This window comes from Kitasatospora sp. NPDC001539 (assembly GCF_040298565.1).
In the GTDB taxonomy this organism is placed as follows: Bacteria; Actinomycetota; Actinomycetes; order Streptomycetales; family Streptomycetaceae; genus Kitasatospora.
The window spans coordinates 1-21160 of sequence record NZ_JBEPAK010000069.1; the positions used below are offsets into that span (position 1 = coordinate 1).

Below are 21160 nucleotides of genomic sequence, written 5' to 3' on the forward strand. Positions count from 1 at the left end.
GTCGGCGAGCCGGTCCGGGCCGCCCGCCGTGCTGTCGGAACTGTCCACCGTCGTCACTCACGCCCCCCGCGGAGTGGCCCGGGGCGTCTGCGGTGCCAGCCCACGGGCGGTCACAGGTGGAACGGGGCCCTGCCCGCTCGTCCGGCGCCCGGTCAGTTCGCGGCGATGTTCCCGCCGAGGTCCTGCGCACCTGCCCACGGCTGGCCCTGGTTCCACCAAGCGTGCCAGATGTTGCCGCTGCCGGCGCCGCTGCCCTTCCAGAAGACGTCGATCGTGCCGTTGGGTTCCGACGAGGCGAAGGGTGCGCTGCCCAGCGGGCCCATGCCGAGGCTGCTGGGGCTCTGCCAGCCCGAGCCGCTGCCGCTGCCGGGGAAGAAGGGGACGTGCCACAGGTTGTTGTCGGTCCCCTGCCAGAAGACATCGACCACGCCGGCGGCGGAGTTGACCGGTGCCGGGTCGGACTGGAGGTTGGCGCCGCCGAGGTCCTGCGGGCCTGCCCACGGCTGTCCCGGGTTCCACCAGGCGTGCCAGAGGTCGGGGTTGGTGCCGGTGCCCTTCCAGAAGACGTCCACCGTGCCGGTGATCTGGCCGACCGCCTTGGGCGTGCCGCCCAGCGGGCCCATGCCGAGGCTGCTGGGGCTCTGCCAGCCCGAGCCGCTGCCGCTACCGGGGAAGAAGGGGACGTGCCACAGGTTGTTGTCGCCGCCCTTCCAGAACACGTCGACCACGCCGGGGGCGGAGGTCACGGGGGCGGGGTCGCCGGTGACGGCGCCTGCGGCGGAGATGGTGGGGGTCAGGTCCTGCGGGCCGTTCCAGTTGCCGCCGGCGTTGTACCAGGCGTGCCAAAGGTGTGGGGCGCTCCCGCCGCCGTTCCAGAAGACGTCGATGGTGCCGTTGGAGGAGTCGACCGCCTTCGGTGCGCCGCCGAGCGGGCCCATACCGAGGTTCCCCGGAGGCTGCCAGCCCGGGGTGGGGCCGCCGGGGAAGTAGGTGGCGTGCCAGAGGTTGCCGTCGGTGCCCTCCCAGAAGGAGTCGACCACGCCGGCGCTGGTGGTCACCGTGGACGGCTGTGAGGCCATCGAGGCGCCGACCGGTGCCGAGGCCGCCCAGCTGCCACCCGCCCTGGTGTAGAACGTGTGGCCCAGCGTGCCGTCACCCGCCTTGTACAGGAGGTCGACCGTGCCGTTGGACTGCGCGGCGGCCTGCGAGGCAGTGTGGGAGCGGTTGTTGTCCACGGTGAGGGTGACCGGGGGCGAGTCGGGTGAGGCGCCGCCGGTGGAGTTCAGCGCGCTCGCGGTGACGGTGTGCGGCCCGTCCGTCAGGGTCGTGGTGTCGATGGTGAGCGGGAACGCCCCGCCCGCGGTGGAGGCGCCCACCTGGTTGCCGTCGACCTTGTAGCTGACGGAGGCGGTATTCCCGTTGAGTCCGGAGGCGGAGACCTGGACCGAGCCGTACACCTGCCCGCCCGGTGCGTTGGCGCCCGGGGTGGACGGGGCGTTGTTGACCGTGAAGCTGATGGGGGTGCCCGGGTAGCTGCGACTCTGGCCGTCGATCTCGTTGGCGCCGACCTGGACGGTGTAGTTGCCGTTCGGCAGGCCGGTGGTGTCCCAGGACTGCGCGTAGTTGTTGGCGCCGGTGCCGCCGTTGATGGTGAAGGCGCCGGTCGGGCCGGTGAAGTTGTAGTACAGGGAGTTGATGATGCCCTGGGCGGTGGGCGGCGCGGTGAGATTGACCACCCCGGACACGGCCCGACCTGCCGTCAGCGGCGTGCCGTTGGCGTCGACGGTCACGTTGAATCCGGCCGGAACCGTCGGGGTGGGCGCGCCGGCCGGGCTGACGTATCCGAGGAAACTGTAGGAGGAGCCCTCGAGTTGGGCCTCGATGGACGCTGCCGTCCCGATGACCTCGGTGACCCGGCCGCCCTGGTTGCCGCCGATCTCGGTGATGGTGCCGTTGGAGCTGACGCTCTCCACGAGGCCGACGTGCGCTCCGCCGCTGGCCTTGGTCGGAAATCCCGCACCGCCGAAGATCATGGCATCCCCAGGCCGCGGGGTGTAGCCCGACGGGTCGTGCCAGGTGCCCTTGGCGTCGCCGTAGTTGACGAAGGTGGTGACCGTCGCGCCGAGCGCGGAGACGTCCACACCGCCCTGCTGCCATGCCCATCTCGAGAACTCGGCGCACCACTCCACGCTGCAGTCCACGACACCGCAGCCATTCGACCCGAGCTGGCTGTGGGCCGCAGAGATGATCTTGCTCGTGTCCGTCGCCGCCGACGCCTGCTGGACGGTGACCGCGCTCAGGGTGAAACCGGACAGTGCGACGCAGGCGGCCGCGGCGATGGAGCGTATGCGTAGGTTCGAAGGCATTGCTGTTCTCTCCTTGGACGGAGGCGCTTGGATGGAGTGGCCGATCCGATGCACAGGTGCCCAGTTGACGGATCGGGATCGACTCGGGTGAGGGCTCGTCAGCCGTCCAGTGCCGCCAGGGGAAGGACGCTGAGTGTCGCGGTGTCCCAGCCGGACAGGGCAGGGCTCCTGGCAGCCCTGCCGAACAGGTCTTCGGCGGTCCGGACAGCGTCGGCGGCGGTCTCGGCCCGCAGGAGCACGACCAATTCGAGCTCGCCGGCGGTCGCCGGAGCCTGGACGCGGACGTGGTCGAGTCCGGCGGCCGTGGTCGCGTGGGCCCAGACCAGGTCGACCACGGTGGCGGGGTGCGGATCCCGGTCGCTGACCGGCGGTCCGGTCAGGTGAGCGGCCACCACGTAGCGCGCGTTCACCAGCAGGCGCCGCAGACGAGACCGGGGGCCGTTTCCGCGGCGCCGGCCACCGCAGCGGGGGCCGCGGTCGCGGCGTCGGCGGGCGCGGCGGAGAGTCCCGTGCCGAACAGGGCGATCAGGCCAAACAGGGCGAATCGCAGCTTTCCGGGCATGGCGGGACCTCCGTCTGGGTGGCTGTGGGGTATCGGCAGGACCGGTCGCTCCGGTGCCGGATCCGTCGGGCCGTCAGCGCCCTCCGATGGACAAAAGTCTTCCGCGCCCCCCAGCCGGGCGGAAGCGGCCACCACTGGCCCGAACGTTCCATGGCACGATCGGGCCAACCCGGCGCGGACGGGCCTTGCTCCGCCTGACCGGTCATGCCACGCTCGGACGACACACGGCATCACATCGCCATCACACGGGGGACGGGGGCTGGAGCGGTGCTGCGCGCTCTGGGACTGGATGCGGTCAGCGAGCAGGTGTACCAAGAACTGCTTGCCGAACCAACGTTGGACGCAACTCTGCTGGCCGAGCGCCTCGGCCTGAGTCAGGACCAGGTCGGCACGAGCCTGGACACGCTGGCCGACCTCGCGCTGCTGCGGCTGTCGCGCGAGGCGCCGCAGCAGCGGCGGCCGGTCAGCCCAGAGCGCGCCCGCGCGCTGCTGCTGCGCCGCCAGGAGGAGGAACTCCAAGCCCGCCACGCCGCCCTGGAGGCCAACCGCATCGCAGTCGCCACCGCTGCCGAACAAGCGACCCGCGCACGGCAGCAACTCCCCACCGGCACCGAACAGCTCGACGGCCTGGACGAGATCCAGTCCTGCCTGGAGTCCCTGGTCCAGAGCGCCACCACCGAGCTCTGCTCGATCGTCCCCACCCTGATGACCCCCGAGGCCCTGGAAGCCTCCCGCGCCCTGGACGAGGAACTGCTCGGACGCGGCATCGCCCTCAAAACCCTCTGCCATGAGGGCGTGCGCACCAACCCGCGCTCCCTCGCCCACGGACGCTCGATGGCCGCTATCGGTGCGCAGCTGCGCACCGCGCCAGCACTGCCGCACCGCCTGCTGCTGGTCGACCGGGCCACCGCCCTCGTCCCGTTCGACCCCATCTCGCCGGTCCCCAGCGCCGTGCTGGTCACCACTCCCGGGATCGTGGCCGCCTTAGCCGAGCTCTTCGACCGGATCTGGGCGGGCGCCACCCCGCTGGACCAGAGCCCCGCCCCCGACCACGCCACCGGCCTCACCGCCGCGGAACGCGAACTCCTGACGATCCTCTCCACCGGGCTGACCGACGAAGTCGCCGCCAAGCGCCTGGGCGTCTCCGTACGCACCGTGAAGCGCCGGATGGAGGAGCTGATGCGCCGCCTGGAAGCCGGCTCCCGCTTCGAGGCCGGCTTCAAGGCGTGCCAACACGGCTGGCTCTGAGCTATCCCTGCTGTCGGATCGCCGAGCGCCCAGCCTCGACACCTCTCCGATCACCGCTCGTCATGCTCTCCGAAGTGCCGATGCCACAAGCTGGGCCGACGACCAGGACACCCTCGACCTGATCCGGGCACGTCACCCTGGTCCTGATCGGGTCGACATCCCCGACTTCGGGCTGCTGCGCGAGGACCGTCACGACCCGGCCACCGGCCAGTGGCGCGGGGAACGAAGCCGCGGCGCAGGCCCGGGGAGTTCTCCATGGAACCGGCCGACATCGCGAACGGGTCAGCCTTCATCCGCTCGGTGAACGCCAGTCGGCCGCCGGCCTCGCCCGTCGTATGGACGACCTGGGCCAGTGGGAGGCACCGGAGTGGACCGCCTGCTGGCCCACCCGGCCGGCCAGGCTCTCGCCGGGCGCTCCCCCGACGTCCTTGCCCCGCACCCGCGCCTTCTGCCCCATCTTCGTCCGCGTCCGCCACCGCTGAACGTTCTCCTGGGTAACCGCCCCGAGCGCCTCGACATCGCGTTCACTGCCGCGCACCGCCCGCCGTCACGCTCACCGGCGGCAACCGTCATGACGTCACCCAACTCCTGCCACTACTGGACGCCGGTCCCGCCGATCCGGGCCTGCGACGGGGCGGCGTCGAGCGAGCCACGGGGATGGGACGGGTGCCCTGGCGGCGGGACCTCAGAGGGAGGTACCGGGGATTTCAGCGGGACGTGCGGTGCACAGGGCCGGCGTCGGGACGGTCCTCGGTGTCGGAGGACCGGATTTCCTGTTCCTCATCCGTGTCCATCTCGACACCCTCCAACGGCGCTCCGGACCCCGTCCCGCTCTCCGGCTGGTAACCCTCCCGCAGGGATGCGGTGCCGGGGACGGCGTGGTCACCGGCTCGTTCCTCCCTACCGCTGGATCCGCCCGGGCCACCCGGGCCGATGCGCGTGTCCTCCCGGTCCGCGTGCTCCTCGGGTCGGGTGCCACTCATACCGCTCACCTCCGTCGCGGTCCCCAGAAACGTCGCTTCCCCTGCGGACCGTTGCGCCCAGGCGGGAACGACGATCACCCCGGCCGAGGTCGGCCTCCTGGACCGCGAAAGGGCGGACGACCGAGCCGGTGGGCCGGGAACGTCGCCCCGGGCGCCTACCCGGCGTGCGGCGCGCAAACGCCCACCCGCAGCGCACCGGCCCGCCTTTGTTCCGCGGTGGGCAGCGGAACGGGCCAGGTCGCTCCAGGCTCCTCGCGGACCTGGCGGGCAAGGCCGGTTACCGCCGGGTCCGCGCCCGCTTCGGGTCAGCCGGTCGGTCGGCCGGTGGGCATCTGGAGGTCGTAGTCGCGGAAGTCGACGGCGTACCAGGCGACCATCTGCGATGCGATCTTGAACATCTGCGCATGGACCGGCGCGAGCAGCGGGAACTTCTGCTGGACCTCGTACGCGGGACGGTAGAGGTAGGGGGCGAGCGTGGCGACGGGGGTGTCGAGCGGCGGGTTGGCCTTGATCTCCAGGACGTCGGCAACGTGTGTGTCCATCATCCGGACCATGGACGCTCCGACGGCGCCGGCACCAGGGAAGATCTTCCGGTCCATCCAGTCGAGCATGTTGTGCGCCAGTTTGATGCCCTCGTCGGATGAGGCCCGGTGGTTCGCGGCGGCGTCGGCGAGGACCTGGTTGGCCTGCCCGACGGTCTGCGGGTTGTACTTGTCCGCGATGCCCAGCAGCCGTCCGCCGACCCGCGCCATCGCCACCAGCTCGTCGATCTGCCGCGGGGTGGGGTGGAAGTCGTACTTGGCGGCCAACTGGACGTTGTAGGCGCCCACGTACATGAGCTCCTCGACTTCCAGGCGCTGGCTGATCGGCATGCCGTCCCGGGCCTGGTTCCAGCCGTGCGCCAGGCCCATGTGCCGGGCTGCGGCGTGGACGAGGCGCAGCTTGACCAGGGTGACCAGGGCGTTCCCGGACGGGTCCCAGCTGTTGGTGCCGAGCATGTCCCACATCGTGTTCATGGTGCGCGAGAAGCGGCGGCCGATGTCCATCACGAGGTCGTACTTCGCGTACCAGACCGACTTGGCCAGTAGCGGGTCGGCCAGAGCGGCGAACAGTCCGCCGAACGCCTCGGTGACCGTGAGGGCTTCCATGTTGCCCTGGAGGAGCTTGATGGTGTCGCCGTGTGCCACGCGGTCGACGGCGGCGCGCTCGTCGGCGGTCAGTACGGCGTTCCGCCGGAGGAAGTCGTGCAGCACCGGCGGGGCCGTGTCGGGCACCGGCTGGTCGTTGCGGGTCCAGTTGTGGAAGACCTGGTTGGCCAGCAGCATCTGGTCGGCGCTCACCAGCTGGGCGATGACCTCGTCGGCTTCGGGATCGCCCTCCATCGCGGCCTGGTCACCCGGCAGCGTCCATGAGGATGTCGGGGTGTCGGGGGCAGTGGGGCGGTCCTTCGGCTGGGCGGTGGCCGGGGTGGGCAGGCCGGCGGCGGCCACACCAGCGGCCAATCCGGCAAGGGCGGCACGTCGGGTCACGGGGCTCATGTGGCCCATAGTGCGTGGCCGACTCACCGCGTTTCCAACTGATCGTCGCGTGGTCACCCGGACGGTTGAATGGCATCATCCGGCGTGGGCGGCCGCCGCGGAGGGACCGGGCGTGGGTCGAGCAGGCGGGTCCCCGGTGACCGCTCCAGCTGTGATCTCGGCCGAGCAGCCGGCTGTCCTGTCCCGGGGCGGCGCCCGCGAACGTCCGCCCCGCCGCTGCGCCTGGCCGGCGGCGACCTGGCCGAGCTGCCCGGCACCATTGGGCGGACTGCCTGGCGGCCTGCCGGTCACCTACCTGGCCGTGCGTCCCGAGGTCGCTGTCGAGATCGAGACCGACCAGCGGGCCGATTTTGCCCGCTGCTTTCACTGGCCGAAGGTCAAGCGCGTACGCGCCGACCTGTCCCCGAGCATCTGGTCCACGCCGGCCGCTGAGACCGCTGACCCGGGCCGCAGCACATGACGAGGCCACCGCCATGCCACCCAGGCCTTGTGTCCGGCTATCGGGACCCTGCGATCTTGACTAGCAGGATGATGTCCCGATGGGCGACGGCACCGCCCCCGACCGGGCCGATCAGGTCCCTCTCGATCTCCAGACCCTGCGATTCCGCATGGACCCCGACCAGTTCCGGGTTCTCGGTCATGGCGCGATCGACAGCTTGCGACGTCCGGCGGAGCGAGATGTATCGACATCGACGACGACCAGGTGCACCTCACCGCCGAGGTCAGGAACGAGCTCATCGCCGCCATGGCCATCCTCGCCACCGGCAGGTTGGATCACCAGCAGAGCCAACGGACGCGGGATGGTTCAGCAGGCGCAGGAGATGCCCGAGCGCGGAGCGGTCAGGTCGTCGATCGGCCGCTGCTCGCTGCCCCGGGCGGAGTCGAAGGCGAAGCCCTCGCGCACCCAGTACTCGAAGCCGCCGATCATCTCCTTGACCTGGTAGCCCAGGCGGGCGAAGGCGAGTGCGGCCCGGGTGGCGCCGTTGCAGCCCGGTCCCCAGCAGTAGGTGACAACGGTCATCGACGGGTCGATCAGCGCGGGAGCCAGCTCGGCGATCCTCGCCGTGGGCAGGTGGAGCGCGCCGGGGATGTGGCCCTGGGCCCAGGCGGCGTCGCTGCGGGAGTCGACCACCACCACACCGGGGGCACCGGACACCAGGTCGGCGTGGACGTCGGAGACGTCCGCCTCGAAGGCCAGACGTGCGGCGAAGTGGGCAGCGGCCTCCGCGGGCGCGGCGGCGGCAACGTTCAGCACGGCACTGCTGGTCTGGACGGCAGTGGACACGGGCGTACTCCTCGAAGATCGCACAGGCGCCGGCCAACGGTCTCCGCCGCGGCGCCGACCCGGGGCTCTCCCAGGCGCTGACGAGTCCATCCTCCGCGCGCCACCCGGCCGGGACGAGTGGCGTGAGCGCCCGGGTTCATCAAGATCCCGCCAGCTCGGCAGCCCGCAGTTTCGACACGGCATCAGATCCTGATGCCGCCGGTCCACCACGAGCGGGCCGAGGGAGCTGTGCCCCTGTTGGCTTTGTTCACAAGTGTGAGCAGCGTTTGTCCAAGACTCCGGGCAGCACTCGTGCGGGTGAGGGAATCGAAGGAGGACACCGACACCTGCCGTCACGGCTCGCTGAGGGGCGCGGGGCGCACGCCTGAGGGCCGGGCGGCTGGTTCGGGTCAAGCATTCCGCTTCGGCGGGTGCAGGTCGAGTGTGATGTGCGGGTCGAGTGCGTGCAGGAAGTCGGGGGCGTCGAAGATCTGGCCGGCGGAGACGACGCCGACGGTCTTGGTGCGGCCGGTCAGGACACGCTCGAGGGCCTCGGCGACGAGGGGCGCGGTGACGGCGTAGATGTCCTGGCCGCTTGCCGTGGCCCGGCGTTCGGCTCCGCCGGAGCGGACGACGACGTCGACGAGGAAGGTTTGGTCCGAGCGCCCGCTCTCATCGGCGGCGGCCGGGGCCGGCGTGTGGGGGGCGGCGACCTCGCGTGCCGCCTCGGCGGTCATGTAGGTGGTCACGTCGGGGATGGAGAGGTGCTGGGGGACGGTGACGACGTCCGCCATGGTGAACTCCCCGATCACCGGCCGGGGTCCGATCGGTTCCGGGAAGGCCCACTCCAGGGTGGGCGCGGCGTCGGTCCGGTGCTCCCACTGTCCGCCGCTGTAGCGTAGGCGGCGGTCGCCGCGTCGCTTGCGGGAGACCGCACCCGAGAGCCGGGTGCCGGCGGTGGGGTGCCAGTTGCTGAGCGCGTAGGCGATGTGTGCCTCGTCGGCTTCGGTCCAGTCGCCCATGGCAGCGGTGGCCAGCAGGTCGCCGAGACCGCCGAAGAAGGCCATGGCCGGGACGATCACCGCTTCCGCGTCCCGCGCCCGCTCGTGGTAGTGGGCGAAGGTGTCGAGGTTGGCCTCGAGCTCGGCGGCCACGTCCAGGTAGGGGATCTTCGCGCGGAGCGCGGCCTCGATCACCGGGCCGGTGGTCGAGGCGAAGGGACCGGCGCAGTTGATGACCGCCGCCGTTTCCGCCACGGCCCGGTCCAGCGAGGCCGAATCGTCGACCGACGCCACCCGGGCCTCCAGCCCGTGCTCATCGGCCAGCTCTTGCAAGGTCTGCGCGTTGCGCCCTGACAGCACCGGGACGAACCCGCGCGCGGCCAGCTCGGCGACCACGAACCTTCCGGTGTGACCGTAGGCGCCGAACACCGTGACCAGCTGCCCTGACCCCATGAGACCGCTCCTGTGTATTGCAACGCCCGCTGCGAGGTCGATCCGCCGCGGCCTGACATCCACATCCTGTCCCTCGGCCAACGCCCGGCGCGAGCGTCGGAAACGACGTGCCGCGTACAGTTTCGGACATGCCCACCGTTGCACTGGCCGTCACCGACGGCATGCTCCACTACGAACTGTCCGTGGCCGTCGAGGTCTTCGGATCCGATCTGTCCCATATCGTGGACCCCTGGTACGACTTCGCCCTCTGCGGGAGCGGTCCGGTGCACGTCGGCCGTTTCCGCCTGGCACCTGACCACGGACTCGACCACCTCGCCCAGGCGGACACCGTGATCGTCGCCGGCTGGGCCGACACCGACCTCGACCCGCCCACCGAGCTGGTCGAGGCGGTGCGTGCGGCTCACGCGGCCGGTGCCCGCGTGGCCTCACTGTGCACGGGGGCCTTCGTCCTGGGCGCAGCAGGACTGCTCGACGGCAGGCGTGCCACCACGCACTGGGCTCACACGCGGGAACTGGCCCGGCGCCATCCGTCGGCCGCCGTCGATCCGGACGTCCTCTACGTCGACAACGGAGACGTCCTCACCTCCGCGGGCAAGGCCGCCGCCATGGACCTGTGCCTGCACCTGGTCCGCCTCGACCACGGCTCGGCCAACGCCAACAAGATCGCCCGGCGCCTGGTCATCCCACCCCACCGCGACGGCGGCCAGGCCCAGTTCATCGCCACGCCCCTCCCCGCCCCGGGCAACCACCCCCTGGCTGGGCTCTTCCCCTGGGCGCTGGAGCGGCTGGACCAGCCGCTGACCGTGGAGGACCTGGCCCGACAGGCCCGCATGAGCTCACGCCACCTCGGCCGCCACTTCAAGCACCTCACCGGCACCACGCCACTGCAATGGCTCCACACTCAGCGCATTCGCCGCGCCCAGGAACTGCTGGAGACCACCGACGCCACCGTGGACGCCATCGCCGCGGCCACCGGCATGGGCACCGCCACCACCCTGCGCCGCCACTTCCACCGCAGCGTCGGCGTCCCACCCGACACCTACCGCCGCACCTTCCGTCCCTGAAGGGAAGATTCCGCTGCCGATCGAACAGCGCCAAGGCACGGCGCCGTTCGAAGTGGTCAACAAACGCTGCAACAACCTTGCAAACAAAGCCACCCTGTCGTGGGCCTTTCCCGCTGCGGTACCCGAGGGGTGCGCAACGCGCCCGGCGGAGGTGCTCGATCGCCCGCGCGGTCGGCTTTGCCGTAACAGGATGGTCCCGGGGTCGCCCGCGTCGTTCAGTGCCAGCATCCCGGCGCCGCCGATGGCGTCGTCGACCGCAGCGTCCAGGACCTCGGCTGCCGTGAACTCCCCGCACGCCGCCAGGTCGCGCGCCGGTCAACAGGGTGGTCTTCGGCACCGCCCGGTCTCGTCTTTCTGCTCTGCGTGGCCGTCGCTCAGCCGATGTCGATCTGGAAGAGCAGTCGGCCGTCGGTCACGTACCACTGGCCGTTGGAGACGGGGGGCGTCCCGGACGACATGATGGCCAACGAGCAGTCCCCGGCCTGGTGGCAGTTCTGGAGGTCGTAGCCCCGCACCGGGGGTTGCACCGCCGCGATGCCGGGCTGCTGCTTGAGCCAGTCGATCGCCGCTCTGGTCTGGGGGTGGCACGGGTCGCAGGTTGCCGGTGCGGCGTAGGTGAGGCGGATCCTGTCGCCGTCGAGCCGAGTGTTGGGCTGCCGACTGAACCCGTCGGGCTGGCCGAAGCGCTGGCTCAGTGTCAGGTTCGCGCGGTACGCGGCGGACTCCTCCTCGGCCCCGCCATGGGAGTACAGCAGGTACCCGCCGAGGGACACCGCTGCGACGAGCACCAGCACCGCCGCGGTGATCAGGGCGGTTCGGCGCGGCCTGCGACGCGGCGCTGTCGCGGGCGCCGGGGCGTCAGCGGGCGGGGCCGCGGCGAACGGTTGCCCGTCCGGCCGGGTGGTGGAGGGGACGGCCGAGGCGAGGCCGGTGAGGAGCGTACGGAGGTGGTCGTGCGTGAGGCGCCGTGCGGGGTCTTTTTGGAGCAGGTCGGCGAGGACGGGCCCCAACGGGCCTGCGTGGGTGGCGGGCAGCGGATCCTCGGTGGCCACGGCCACGAGGACCGCCGCGGGGTGGGTGCCGTTGAAGGGAGAGTTCCCCTGCACGGCGGCGTACAGGGTCGCGCCGAGCGCCCAGAGGTCGGACGCCGAGGTGGCCGGCAGCCCGCGCACCTGTTCGGGGGCCATGAAAGCGGGGGTGCCCATGATCGCGCCGGTGGCTGTCAGCGCGGTGTCTCCGTCGAGCGCCGCGATGCCGAAGTCCGTCAGCACGGCCCGGTCATGCTCCAACAGGATGTTCGCGGGCTTGATGTCCCGGTGGGTGATGCCCGCCCGGTGTGCGGCCTGGAGGGCGTCGAGCACCTGCAGCCCGATCCGTGCCACCTGCCAGACGGGCAGCCGGCCCTGGGACGCGAGGAGAGCCGCCAGGGACCCGCCCCGCACGAGCTCCATGACGATCCAGGGCTGCCCGTCCTCGCTCATCACCCAGTCGTGCACCGTCACGATGCCCGGATGTTTCAGCCGAGCGGCGGCCCGGGCCTCGCGGTCGAGCCGGGCGATCCAGCTCTCGCGCTCCGGCCCGGTCAGGTGCCCGGGCAGCAGGAGCTCCTTGACCGCCACCTCACGGTCCAGCCGAGCGTCATGGGCACGCCACACCACGCCCATGCCCCCGCGCCCCAACACTTCGACCAGACGGTAACGACCGGCCAGCAGCCCTCCGGCATCCCCACCCATAGTCAGGGAATATAGCCCCGAGCCCGCGGCCCCCGACCCGGGCCCCTACGCGCGGGCGCCCGATCGACCCGGTGCCGCCGCTGCTGCCCGTCCTTCACCCCGCCGTGTCCTCACGCCTGCCGGACGGTCACCAGACCCGACTCGTAGGCGGCGATGACGGCTTGCGCCCGGTCCCGGACGGCGAGTTTGTCAAAGATGCTGGTGATGTAGTTCTTGACGGTGGAGACGCTGATCTCCATGCTCCGCGCGATCTCGTGGTTGTCCAGGCCGGTGGCCAGCAGACGCCAGACCTCCACTTCGCGCGGGGTGAGGTCGCCCGGCTCCGTGACGGCGGGCGGCCGGCGCGGGGCGGCCGGCGCCGATGTGACGTACGTGGAGATGAGCCGGGTCAGCAGGCGGGGCGCGACGGCGGCCTCTCCGGCGTGAACGGTGCGGATCGCGGCCACGAGCTCTTCGGGCGAGCTGTCCTTCGGCAGGAAGCCGTACGCTCCGGCGCGCAGGGCGGCGACCACGTACTCGTCCATGTCGAAGGTGCTCAGGGCGAGTACGCGACACTCGGGCCTCTCCTGGGTCAGCCGTTGCGTGGCGGCGACTCCGTCGAGGACGGGCATGCGGATGTCCATGACCACCACGTCGGGACGGTGCAGGCGGGCGAGCGTGAGGGCCTGTTCGCCGTTCTCGGCCTCGGCGACCACGGTGATGGCCGGGGCGGGGGTGAGGATCAGGGTCAGCCCGCGCCGCACGAGCGGCTGGTCGTCCACGATCAGCACCCGGACGGTCCGCTCGCCGTCGTCCTGCCCGGCGGAATGCGTCTCGCTCACCGGTGGCTCTTTTCGTCCTCGCCCGCCGTCGCGCGCAGCGGCAGGAGCGCCACGACGCGGTAGCCCGTGTCGGGCAACGGTCCGGCTTCCAGCGTGCCGCCGTGCAGGGCCACCCGTTCGCGCATGCCGACCAGACCGTATCCGCCGCCGGTGCCGGTTGCCGGAGCGGACTTCGTGCCGTCCGGCGCGCCCTGGTCGGTGACGGACACGCGCACGAGTTCCGGCCGACACGTGAGGCGCACGCGCACCGGGACGGTGGGTCCGGCGTGCTTGCGGGCGTTGGTCAGTGCCTCCTGGACGATCCGGTAGAGGGTGAGGCCGACCACGGGAGGGAGCCGGCCCGGATCGCCGTCGACGTCCATCGCGGCGGGCTGTCCGGCTTGCCGGGACTCCTTGAGGAGGTGGTCCATGTCGGCGAGACCGGGCTGCGGCGCCTCCGGGGCGGAACCGTCGGCCGCCACGTCCTCGTCGGCGCGCAGAACGTCGAGGAGTTGCCGCATCTCGCGCAGGGCCAGCCGTCCCGACTCCTCCAGGGTGACCAGGGCGCCGCGGGCGACGCCGGGGTCGTGATCGAGGTTGGCGCGGGCACCGCCCGCCATCAGCTGCATGGTGGTGATGCGGTGGGCCACGATGTCGTGCAGTTCACGGGCGATGCGCCGGCGTTCCTCGGCCACCGCGCGGTCGGCGAGAAGCCGCCGCTTGGCTTCCGCTTCCTGCTGCCACCGGTTGACCAGGAGGGCGGCGCCGACGACGAGGCAGGCGGCCAGACCTGCGCTGAGCACGTTCAGGTACCCGGGCGGTGGGGCGAGGTCGGGGGTGATCAGCGTGACGCCGATCGCCCCGGCCGTCAGGGCGGCCGTCGCCCCCGCACGTCCGGCTCGGGCGGCCGAGTAGAGCGCTACCGCCACTGTGGCGCCGAAATGCTGGTCCATGGGCAACGTCAGGTTCAGCAGCGCGCTGAGCACCAGGACGACGGCCATGACGGTGAGCGGCCAGCGTCTGCGGACCAGCAGCGGCAGGGCGGACACCGTCATCAGCAAGGCCCCGGCAGCTGACACGGGCACGCCGGTGACTTGCGGGAACGCCGTATATCCCACGAGGTCCACGGCGGCCGCGCCGACGGTCAGCAGGGCGTCGTTGCGGGTCCACGGCACGGCGTCGGCGTCCGCGTCGTTGCGGGTCCACGGCACGGCGTCGGCGTCCGCGTCGCTGCGGGTCCACGGCCCGGCGTCGGCGCCCGCGTCGTTGCGGGTCCACGGCACGGCGTCGGCGTCCGCGGAGGCAGGGCTTCCGCACAGGTCCGAACGCGTCGGCACGGCGTTGCGACGCGTCACCATGGCGGGTCCTTTCCACTGTTGTCGACCGAGGCGCCCGCAACCCGCCGGCACCGTCTCCGCTCGCGTCATTGTCCCTTGGCGTGGCGGTGCCGCGGCTCCGCCCCAGGGCCGAGGCCGGACCAGGACCACGGTCCCCCTCACCGGGGACGCCCGGCCCCACGGTCCCGCACGGTTTCTCATCCCGCACTCGGACGATCTTCGCCCGGGGCGCTGGTTCGCTGGAGGGGAACTGTCCGAGACCGCCCCGAAAGGGAGCCCCGTGATGCGCGCCTTGACCGGATTCTCCACAAGACACCCATGGAAAGTCATCACCCTGTGGATGCTTCTGGGAATAGTACTGACCGTCGCGGGCCAGGCGCTGATGTACCGGGCCACCGAAAGCCAGCTCGGTGACTTCCTGCCCGAGACGTACGACTCGGCGGCGGCGTTGAAGACCGCCGAGGAGAAGTTCGGGATCAAACCCGACGCCAACGCGGTGACCATGCTCGTGAAGCGCGCCGACGGCAAGCCCCTCGACCCGGCCGACCAGCAGCACGCCCAGGCCGCGGCGACCGCGCTCGGCACGCAGCGCATCACCATGCCGAAAACCGAGGACAACCCCGACTTCCTGGCCGAGAACTATTCGCAGACGCCGAAGGTAACGCCCGGCACCACCGAGCCCCACCAGGCTTTCACGCTCTTCTCCGTCGCGCTCACCGGTAATTCCACCGATCCGGGGCTGCAGAACGTCTTCAAGGAATTCCGGGAGGCAGCTTCCGCGCGGTACGCACAGGACGGCCTGCGCACCGGATTCGCAGGCGGCCTGGCCGATCTGGTCGACAGCTCCGAGGCGGAGGAGACCACCGGCGCCGTGGCCGGGGCGCTCACCGTGGCCCTGATCGTGCTGCTGAACGTGCTGGCGTTCCGCAGTGTCCTGGCGGCGCTGCTGCCCCTCCTGGCGGTGACCATCGTCGGCGGGGCCGCCGCCGGCGCCGTGGTCGGCGCAGCACTGCTCACCGGGATCAGGCTGGACCCCAGCACGCCCCAGCTGATCAGCGTGGTGCTGCTCGGCATCGGGATCGACTACTTCCTGTTCCTGCTGTTCCGCTTCCGGGAAAGCCTGCGCGCGCAACCCGAACGCGGCGCCCGCGAGATCGCCGGCGAGGTGACGGGCCGCGTGGGCTCCGCGATCACCTCGGCCGCCCTCACCATCGTCGCCGCCTTCGCCACCCTCGGTGTCGCCAGTTTCGGGCAGTTCCGTGTGCTCGGCCCCGCCATCGCGGTCTCCGTCCTGGTCATGCTGCTGGCCAGCCTCACGCTCATGCCCGCGCTGCTGGCGGTCACCGGCCGCGCCATGTTCTGGCCCTCCCGCGCCCTCAAGCGCGCTCCGCGCCAGGGCTCGGCGGGCCGCTTCGGTGACGTCGTCGCCCGCCGCCCCCTCGCCGTCGCACTGGGGTCAGTGATCCTGCTGGGCGCGCTGGCCGCCGGGACCGTCGGCATGAAGATGGACTACAGCACCGGCAGCGGCAGCGGCGACACCCCGGCCGCAGCCACCGCCGCTGAGATCTCCCGCGCCCTGCCCGCAGGTGTGTCCGACCCGACCGACGTCTACGTCACCAGCGGTGACGGCACCGCCCTCGACCGGCCCGGCGTCGACGCCCTCGCAACGGCACTGACCCGCACTCAGGGCGTGGGCCAGGTCAGTCCGGTCCTCTACAACCCGGCCGGCGACGCCGCCCACATCGGCGTCTACCTGACCGCCGATCCGCAGAGCCAGAAGGCACGCGACCTGGTGTCCGGACCGGTGCGCGCGACCGTCGCACAGCACACGCCCGCGGGCGCCGAAGCACACGTCGGCGGCACGGCGGCGATCTTCGCGGACATCTCCGCCGCCGTGACCGCGGACCTCGAACTGGTGTTTCCCATAGCCGCCGTGCTCATCGCCCTGATCCTGCTCATCCTGCTGCGCAGCGTCCTGGCCCCGGCCGTGCTGATGGTCTCCGTCGGCCTCGGCTTCGCCGCGACACTCGGCGCCTCCACCCTGGTGTTCCAGCATCTGCGCGGCCAGGCGGGCGTCAACTTCACCCTGCCGCTCGTGCTCTTCCTCTTCGTGGTCGCCCTGGGCACGGACTACAACATCCTCATGAGCGACCGCATCAGAGAGGAGATGGAACGCCCCGGTTCCGCCCGCTCCGCCGTGGCCCGCGCCGTGCGGCACACCGCACCGGCCATCGCCACCGCCGGCCTCGTCCTCGCCGGTTCCTTCGGCAGCCTCGCCGTCAACCCCGCCCCGTCCACCCAGCAGATCGGCTTCGCCACCGCCCTCGGCATCGTGCTGTCGGCCTTCGTCCTGTCCAGCGCACTGGTCCCGGCCCTGGCCGCGCTCCTCGGCCGCTCCCTGTGGTGGCCGGTGCGGCCGCACCGCTCCCCGGCGAAGAAACCGTCGCCGTACGACCGCCGGCCGCAGCCGGACGACCCGGGCGAGGCCCCGGCCCCGTACGACCGCATCAGCACGAACTGAACCCCGGCGCGAGATCCGCGGCCCTCAGCCGGGCGGCGTGAGCGGGGACCGCACGCCGAACCACTGCTCGGCTCCGCACTCCTCGAACCGCTCGACCTCGGTGAACCCCAGCCTCCGCGCGAGCCGCACGGCGCGGCGGTTGGCGGTCCGGGTGCACAGCACCACCGGCTCTCCGGGGCGGACGTCGGCGAACCAGGCCAACGCCGCCGTGCACGCCTCGGCGGCGTACCCCCGATCCCGAGGCTTCAGCCACGAACACTCCGGGGCGCCGCCCGGGCACCACCGGCACCGCGCGTTCCAGCTCGCCATGGGGTCGGGGGCCGCCGAGGTGGGCGCCCGCCACCGGCGACGTGGACAATTCGCTGAACGCCGCACGGTCCTGGGGATCGTCGTGCCGGGCACCGACAACGGGATCCGGCCACGACCCGGCCACACATCCCCGCTCAACCGGCGCCCACAGCCGAACGGCGCACCGCACCTGCGGCGCCCACCTCGTCCGCGCACGAGGACGGCCAGAACACGCGTCGCTCGAAAGAGTGATGACCGGTGCCCCTGCGCGCCTGGCCGGCCGACGTTGTCCCGCGAGGTGTGCGGCCAGGAGCCCTCGGTCGCAGCACAGCCGGCGAGCGCTCCCTTCACGGACGAGGCCGGCCTCATCGGTCGGGCCTCACGTCACCGCGCGGGGTGAGCGCGAGGCGAGCGCGAGGCGAGCGCGAGGCGAGTCGCCCTCGGATGGATCCCGGATCTGCTTGGCTGGCGGCTGAGATGTGGATGACGCACCGAACCGAAGGAGGCTGGGGTGTCGGCGACGGCAGATCAGGCGCAGGAGAGGACGAACCCGGCTGGCCGGCTCGGATTCGAACCCGGCCAGGTCGTCCAGGAGATCGGCTACGACGACGACGTCGACCATGATCTCCGCGAGGGGATCGAGTCGGTCATCGGTCAGGAGCTGGTCGGCGAGGACTACGACGATGTCGCCGACGTCGTGGTGCTGTGGTTTCGGGAGGAGGACGGTGATCTCACCGATGCCCTGGTCGATGCCATCGGGCTCCTCGACGAGGGCGGCGTGATCTGGCTCATCACTCCCAAGGACGGCCGGGACGGCTACCTCGAGCCGAGCGACATCCAGGATGCGGCCCAAACGGCCGGCCTCTCCCAGACCAGGACCATCAGCGTCGGGACCAACTGGAGCGGCACCAAGATGGCTGCCCCGAAGAGGTAGCCGCTCTGCCCTGCCGCCACACGACAGGCCCCACGAGGGCCGCCGGCACTCACGCGCCGCGGCCCCTCAGCGGGTACAGCCGGGCGTGCCGCCCCCGGGTGGGTCCGTACCGGGCCGAGCGCGCTCGCGGCGACCTCGTCCAGCGCGTCGCGGACCGCGGTAACGGCGGCCGGAGCAGCAACTTGCCCGTGAGTGGTCGTTTCGTTACTCTGGGTGAACACTGAGGGCCGGAAAGCGGATCCCGGCGCCTTTGACGAGAAGGAGCGCGGAATGGCTGATCACCGTATGGCCAGGTTGGCCGCGTCTGCGGCGCTACTGCTCGCCACCGTGGGTGGGCTGGCCACCGCTCCCTCGGCACACGCTGCTCCCCAGCCGTTGCTGAGCTGCCAGGGCACCGAGACCTTGACCTTCCAGCCTCCGCTGACCAATACCCCCAAGCCGACCCGGGTGTCCTACGCCATCGACCTGAGCGTGTGTCCCGTCGGCGGGGTCACCAGCGGAACAAGCCAGGGCAGCTTCACCGCCACCGCTTCCTGCACCGCCCTGAGCGTGCTGCCTCCCGCCTTCTCCGACACCTACCACTGGAACACGGGCGCCTCCAGCACCGTGTCCTACACCGCGCCAGTGGAGACAGCGGTCAACGGCACCGTCACCGTCACCGACACAGGTACGGTCAACAGCGGCCTGGACCACGGCTCCCTGGCCAACGAGACCACGACGCTGCCCCAACCCGACCTCACCACCTGCGCAGGCCCTGGCGTCGCCCGCCTGAGCGGGCCGTACGCGCTGACCTTCGGCTGATCCGGCCGGCACCCGCAGGCCGTCACCCGGACGATCGGCCCCAGAAGCCGGCGGCCCGTCGCCGTGGCCGAGCAGGTCCGGTTCGAGCCGAAGTCGGCGCCTTCGTTCGCCGCCGGCAGCGCTGGATTGGTGCGGTGAGCCGGTCACGCCTGCGTCTGTTGTGCCGTCCTCGGGCCGTCAGTCGCCGGGGCCGTCCGAGGTCCGCTCCGGCTGTCCCGTGCGCCACGCCAGTTCGATCTCGAGCTCGATTTCGCCGTCATTCAGCTCGACCTCGATCTCGGTTCGGAGCTCGTCGGGGATCCGCAGGGTCAGCTTCCCGGGCCCAAGGTCCAGCTCGGCCTGGCCACCGCGCCTGAGGGCGGCTGCCAGTGCGTCGAGCTGATCTGCGGCCTCGTCGCGGGACAGTGTGCGCTTCTGCTCGAACTCGAGATCTTTCACGGATGCCTCCGCACCTCTGAGGGAAAAGCAGGTGCTTCGATTCTCGCTCTGCCTCATGTGATCGGCTCGACGGGGCTCGCCATCCTCCTCAGTGCCGATTGGCCGCCCCGATGGGGCGCGCCTCGCGCACGACGTCGCGCGCAGGGCCGGCTGGCCGGCGCTTTGTCACACCAGTGCCGTGCGCTGCCCTCCGTGCCCACCCTGATGGGCGCTGCCCCGGAGGGCGGCCCGTCCCCGGCTGGCAGCCGCCTCGCGCTCCCGCCGCCGCCGACTTCGCGCAGCCATCGGTCACTGAAGGCACGGGGCTGGCGGCGGTCGCGGAGGAGGCGCAGCAAGAGGCGCGGGCTGCCGTCCCGGTGTCCCCGGCCGTTCAGATTTCTGGCACCGTTTCAATCCTGCCGGCCTTCGCCGCGTCCTGGAGTGCGCGGTAGTCGTCCTCGTTCTGGTCGGCGTAGGTCTCGGCGAAGTCGGCGATGGCGTGGTCGAACTTCCTGGATCCGCCGAGATAGGCGGCCAGGGCGATGCGGTCACCGGATCGGGCGTGCGCCCTGGCCAGGGTCCATCCGCACAGGCCGGCGTACACCCTCATCCCCTTGGGGACCATGAGCTCGATGGGCGCGGAGAACTTCCAGTCCCGCAGCTGCCGCACGTAGTAGTCGCGGTCCGCTCCGTCCGGGCCGGTCGCACGGGTCCAGCCGAGGAAGATGTCGCTCTGGGCCTGCATGAGGTGCTGGCCCGCGACCACGCGCTCACCCTGGTTCTGGTGCACGCTACGCTCCGCGTACTCCTCGAGGACCGACGGCTGGGCCTCCTTGGCCTGCAGGAACAGCGGCTCCACACCGTCCTCGGCATCCATCAGCGCGATCCACGCCCGGGTGCCGACACTGCCGACACCGACGACCTTGCGGGCCGCCTGGACCAGTGTGAACTGCTTCAGCAGGTGCCGTCGGTCGGACTGCAGGGTCAACCGATAGTTGTCGAGCACGGTGCCGATGAAGTCGTAGATCCCGTCAGCCTGCACGTCACCGAAGAGCTCCTCGACGGGGACGACCGTCGGAGGGGTACTGATGATCCGCCGCCGACCGTCGACCACGGTGGTGAGCTTGCCCAGGGCCTGCATGCTGTCGCGGCTGTGCGCCTTGGCCAGCAGTTTCTCGGCCGCCTTGAATCTCTTCTTCGTGAGCTGGGACCGGAACCGCCCGATGGCGTCCTCGATGTCCAGGTGCGCGTACCAGACGTCCAGGAGGGTCTGCTCCGCGAAGGTGCGCATCGCTGTCCGGTAGCTCTCGGCAGCGGCCAGGACGATCTTCCGGCGGGCCTTGTCGGAGAAGCCGTTGTCCCGACCTGCCACCGCCAGGCTCGCGGCCAGTCGTTTGACGTCCCACTCGAACGGTCCGGGCAGTGTCTCGTCGAAGTCGTTGACGTCGAAGACCAGTCGCCGCTCCGGTGAGGCGAAAGCCCCGAAATTGGCCAGGTGCGCGTCCCCGCACAGTTGCACCCGCAGCCCGCTGGTGGGCGTGGCCGCCAGATCCGCGGCCATCGGCAGCGCCGCCCCGCGGTAGAACGTGAACGGCGACACCAGCATCCGCCCGTGCCGGATCGGCACCAGTTCCGGCACCCGGGAGGCCGCTTGCCCCGCCAGCAGCCCGACCGGATCCCGTGACGGATCCGGCCGGAACTCGCCGTGCGCCTCCAACGGCGCAGCGGCGCGTGCTTCCTTCCCACGAGCCGCCCGTTCCGCCCGGGTCGGACGCTTCACCGCCGCCCGACCGCCGGTTCCTGCACGCGCCTCGCCAACAGATGCCGTCATGGCTTCACCGGCTCCTTCC

Annotated in this window: 17 protein-coding genes and 2 pseudogenes; 6 read left to right on the plus strand and 13 right to left on the minus strand. The window is 71.4% G+C overall.

The window, feature by feature from the left end; translation table 11 throughout:
- Nucleotides 1-152 precede the first annotated feature (152 nt).
- From ABT247_RS13810 to ABT247_RS13820, 3 genes are all read right to left on the minus strand, one after another.
- Nucleotides 153-2366, minus strand: a complete 2214-nt coding sequence (locus tag ABT247_RS13810; protein WP_350742303.1) for a DUF8189 domain-containing protein — start codon at nt 2364-2366, stop codon at nt 153-155.
- A gap of 98 nt (nt 2367-2464) precedes the next feature.
- Nucleotides 2465-2776, minus strand: coding sequence for a hypothetical protein (locus ABT247_RS13815; RefSeq protein ID WP_350742305.1), 312 nt, complete (start codon nt 2774-2776; stop codon nt 2465-2467).
- Entirely contained in the window at nt 2773-2928 is a 156-nt protein-coding gene (locus ABT247_RS13820) for a hypothetical protein (RefSeq protein WP_350742307.1), read from the minus strand. The genes ABT247_RS13815 and ABT247_RS13820 overlap by 4 nt, the downstream gene beginning before the upstream one ends.
- A 336-nt stretch (nt 2929-3264) precedes the next feature.
- On the opposite strand from ABT247_RS13820, the gene ABT247_RS13825 reads away from it, so the two are divergent.
- Both ABT247_RS13825 and ABT247_RS13830 read left to right on the plus strand, forming a co-directional pair.
- Complete coding sequence (locus ABT247_RS13825; RefSeq protein WP_350742309.1) at nt 3265-4176, plus strand: LuxR C-terminal-related transcriptional regulator; 912 nt, start codon at nt 3265-3267, stop codon at nt 4174-4176.
- A 513-nt stretch (nt 4177-4689) separates the two neighbouring features.
- Nucleotides 4690-4831, plus strand: a pseudogene (locus tag ABT247_RS13830) (IS5/IS1182 family transposase); the annotation flags it as partial.
- Between the two features lie 633 nt (nt 4832-5464).
- Here the strand turns inward: ABT247_RS13830 and ABT247_RS13835 are convergent.
- From ABT247_RS13835 to ABT247_RS13850, 4 genes are all read right to left on the minus strand, one after another.
- Nucleotides 5465-6697: an oxygenase MpaB family protein gene (locus ABT247_RS13835; RefSeq protein WP_350742311.1), complete on the minus strand. Its 1233-nt coding sequence runs from the start codon at nt 6695-6697 to the stop codon at nt 5465-5467.
- A 637-nt stretch (nt 6698-7334) separates the two neighbouring features.
- Complete coding sequence (locus tag ABT247_RS13840; RefSeq protein ID WP_350742313.1) at nt 7335-7487, minus strand: hypothetical protein; 153 nt, start codon at nt 7485-7487, stop codon at nt 7335-7337.
- 15 nt (nt 7488-7502) lie between these two features.
- Nucleotides 7503-7982, minus strand: coding sequence for a rhodanese-like domain-containing protein (locus tag ABT247_RS13845; protein WP_350742315.1), 480 nt, complete (start codon nt 7980-7982; stop codon nt 7503-7505).
- 389 nt (nt 7983-8371) lie between these two features.
- Complete coding sequence (locus tag ABT247_RS13850; RefSeq protein ID WP_350742317.1) at nt 8372-9415, minus strand: saccharopine dehydrogenase family protein; 1044 nt, start codon at nt 9413-9415, stop codon at nt 8372-8374.
- 128 nt (nt 9416-9543) lie between these two features.
- On the opposite strand from ABT247_RS13850, the gene ABT247_RS13855 reads away from it, so the two are divergent.
- The gene (locus ABT247_RS13855) at nt 9544-10479 is read left to right on the plus strand and encodes a helix-turn-helix domain-containing protein (protein ID WP_350742319.1); all 936 of its coding nucleotides are present in this window, start codon (nt 9544-9546) and stop codon (nt 10477-10479) included.
- 374 nt (nt 10480-10853) lie between these two features.
- On the opposite strand, the gene ABT247_RS13860 is transcribed toward ABT247_RS13855, so the two are convergent.
- The 3 genes from ABT247_RS13860 to ABT247_RS13870 form a co-directional block, all read right to left on the minus strand.
- Nucleotides 10854-12212: a serine/threonine-protein kinase gene (locus tag ABT247_RS13860; protein ID WP_350742321.1), complete on the minus strand. Its 1359-nt coding sequence runs from the start codon at nt 12210-12212 to the stop codon at nt 10854-10856.
- A 110-nt stretch (nt 12213-12322) separates the two neighbouring features.
- On the minus strand, nt 12323-13033 hold the full coding sequence (locus tag ABT247_RS13865; RefSeq protein ID WP_350742323.1) for a response regulator transcription factor: 711 nt from the start codon (nt 13031-13033) through the stop codon (nt 12323-12325).
- On the minus strand, nt 13030-14370 hold the full coding sequence (locus ABT247_RS13870) for a sensor histidine kinase (protein WP_350742325.1): 1341 nt from the start codon (nt 14368-14370) through the stop codon (nt 13030-13032). The genes ABT247_RS13865 and ABT247_RS13870 overlap by 4 nt, the downstream gene beginning before the upstream one ends.
- Before the next feature lie 319 nt (nt 14371-14689).
- Here ABT247_RS13870 and ABT247_RS13875 point away from each other — a divergent pair, with 319 nt between their 5' ends.
- A complete protein-coding gene (locus ABT247_RS13875; RefSeq protein ID WP_350742327.1) occupies nt 14690-16870 on the plus strand; it encodes an MMPL family transporter in 2181 nt (726 codons plus the stop codon).
- 24 nt (nt 16871-16894) lie between these two features.
- On the opposite strand, the pseudogene ABT247_RS13880 reads toward ABT247_RS13875, so the two are convergent.
- Nucleotides 16895-17303, minus strand: a pseudogene (locus ABT247_RS13880) (GNAT family N-acetyltransferase).
- A 366-nt stretch (nt 17304-17669) separates the two neighbouring features.
- Between ABT247_RS13880 and ABT247_RS13885 the strand changes: the two are divergent.
- Both ABT247_RS13885 and ABT247_RS13890 read left to right on the plus strand, forming a co-directional pair.
- Nucleotides 17670-18092 (plus strand): DUF3052 domain-containing protein, encoded by a 423-nt coding sequence (locus ABT247_RS13885; RefSeq protein WP_350742329.1) that lies wholly within the window; start codon nt 17670-17672, stop codon nt 18090-18092.
- Nucleotides 18093-18362: 270 nt separating this feature from the next.
- Complete coding sequence (locus tag ABT247_RS13890) at nt 18363-18893, plus strand: hypothetical protein (protein ID WP_350742331.1); 531 nt, start codon at nt 18363-18365, stop codon at nt 18891-18893.
- 177 nt (nt 18894-19070) lie between these two features.
- Here the strand turns inward: ABT247_RS13890 and ABT247_RS13895 are convergent, their stop codons facing one another.
- On the minus strand, nt 19071-19331 hold the full coding sequence (locus ABT247_RS13895; protein ID WP_350742333.1) for an amphi-Trp domain-containing protein: 261 nt from the start codon (nt 19329-19331) through the stop codon (nt 19071-19073).
- 370 nt (nt 19332-19701) lie between these two features.
- Nucleotides 19702-21141: a DUF2252 domain-containing protein gene (locus ABT247_RS13900; protein WP_350742335.1), complete on the minus strand. Its 1440-nt coding sequence runs from the start codon at nt 21139-21141 to the stop codon at nt 19702-19704.
- Nucleotides 21142-21160: the final 19 nt, after the last annotated feature.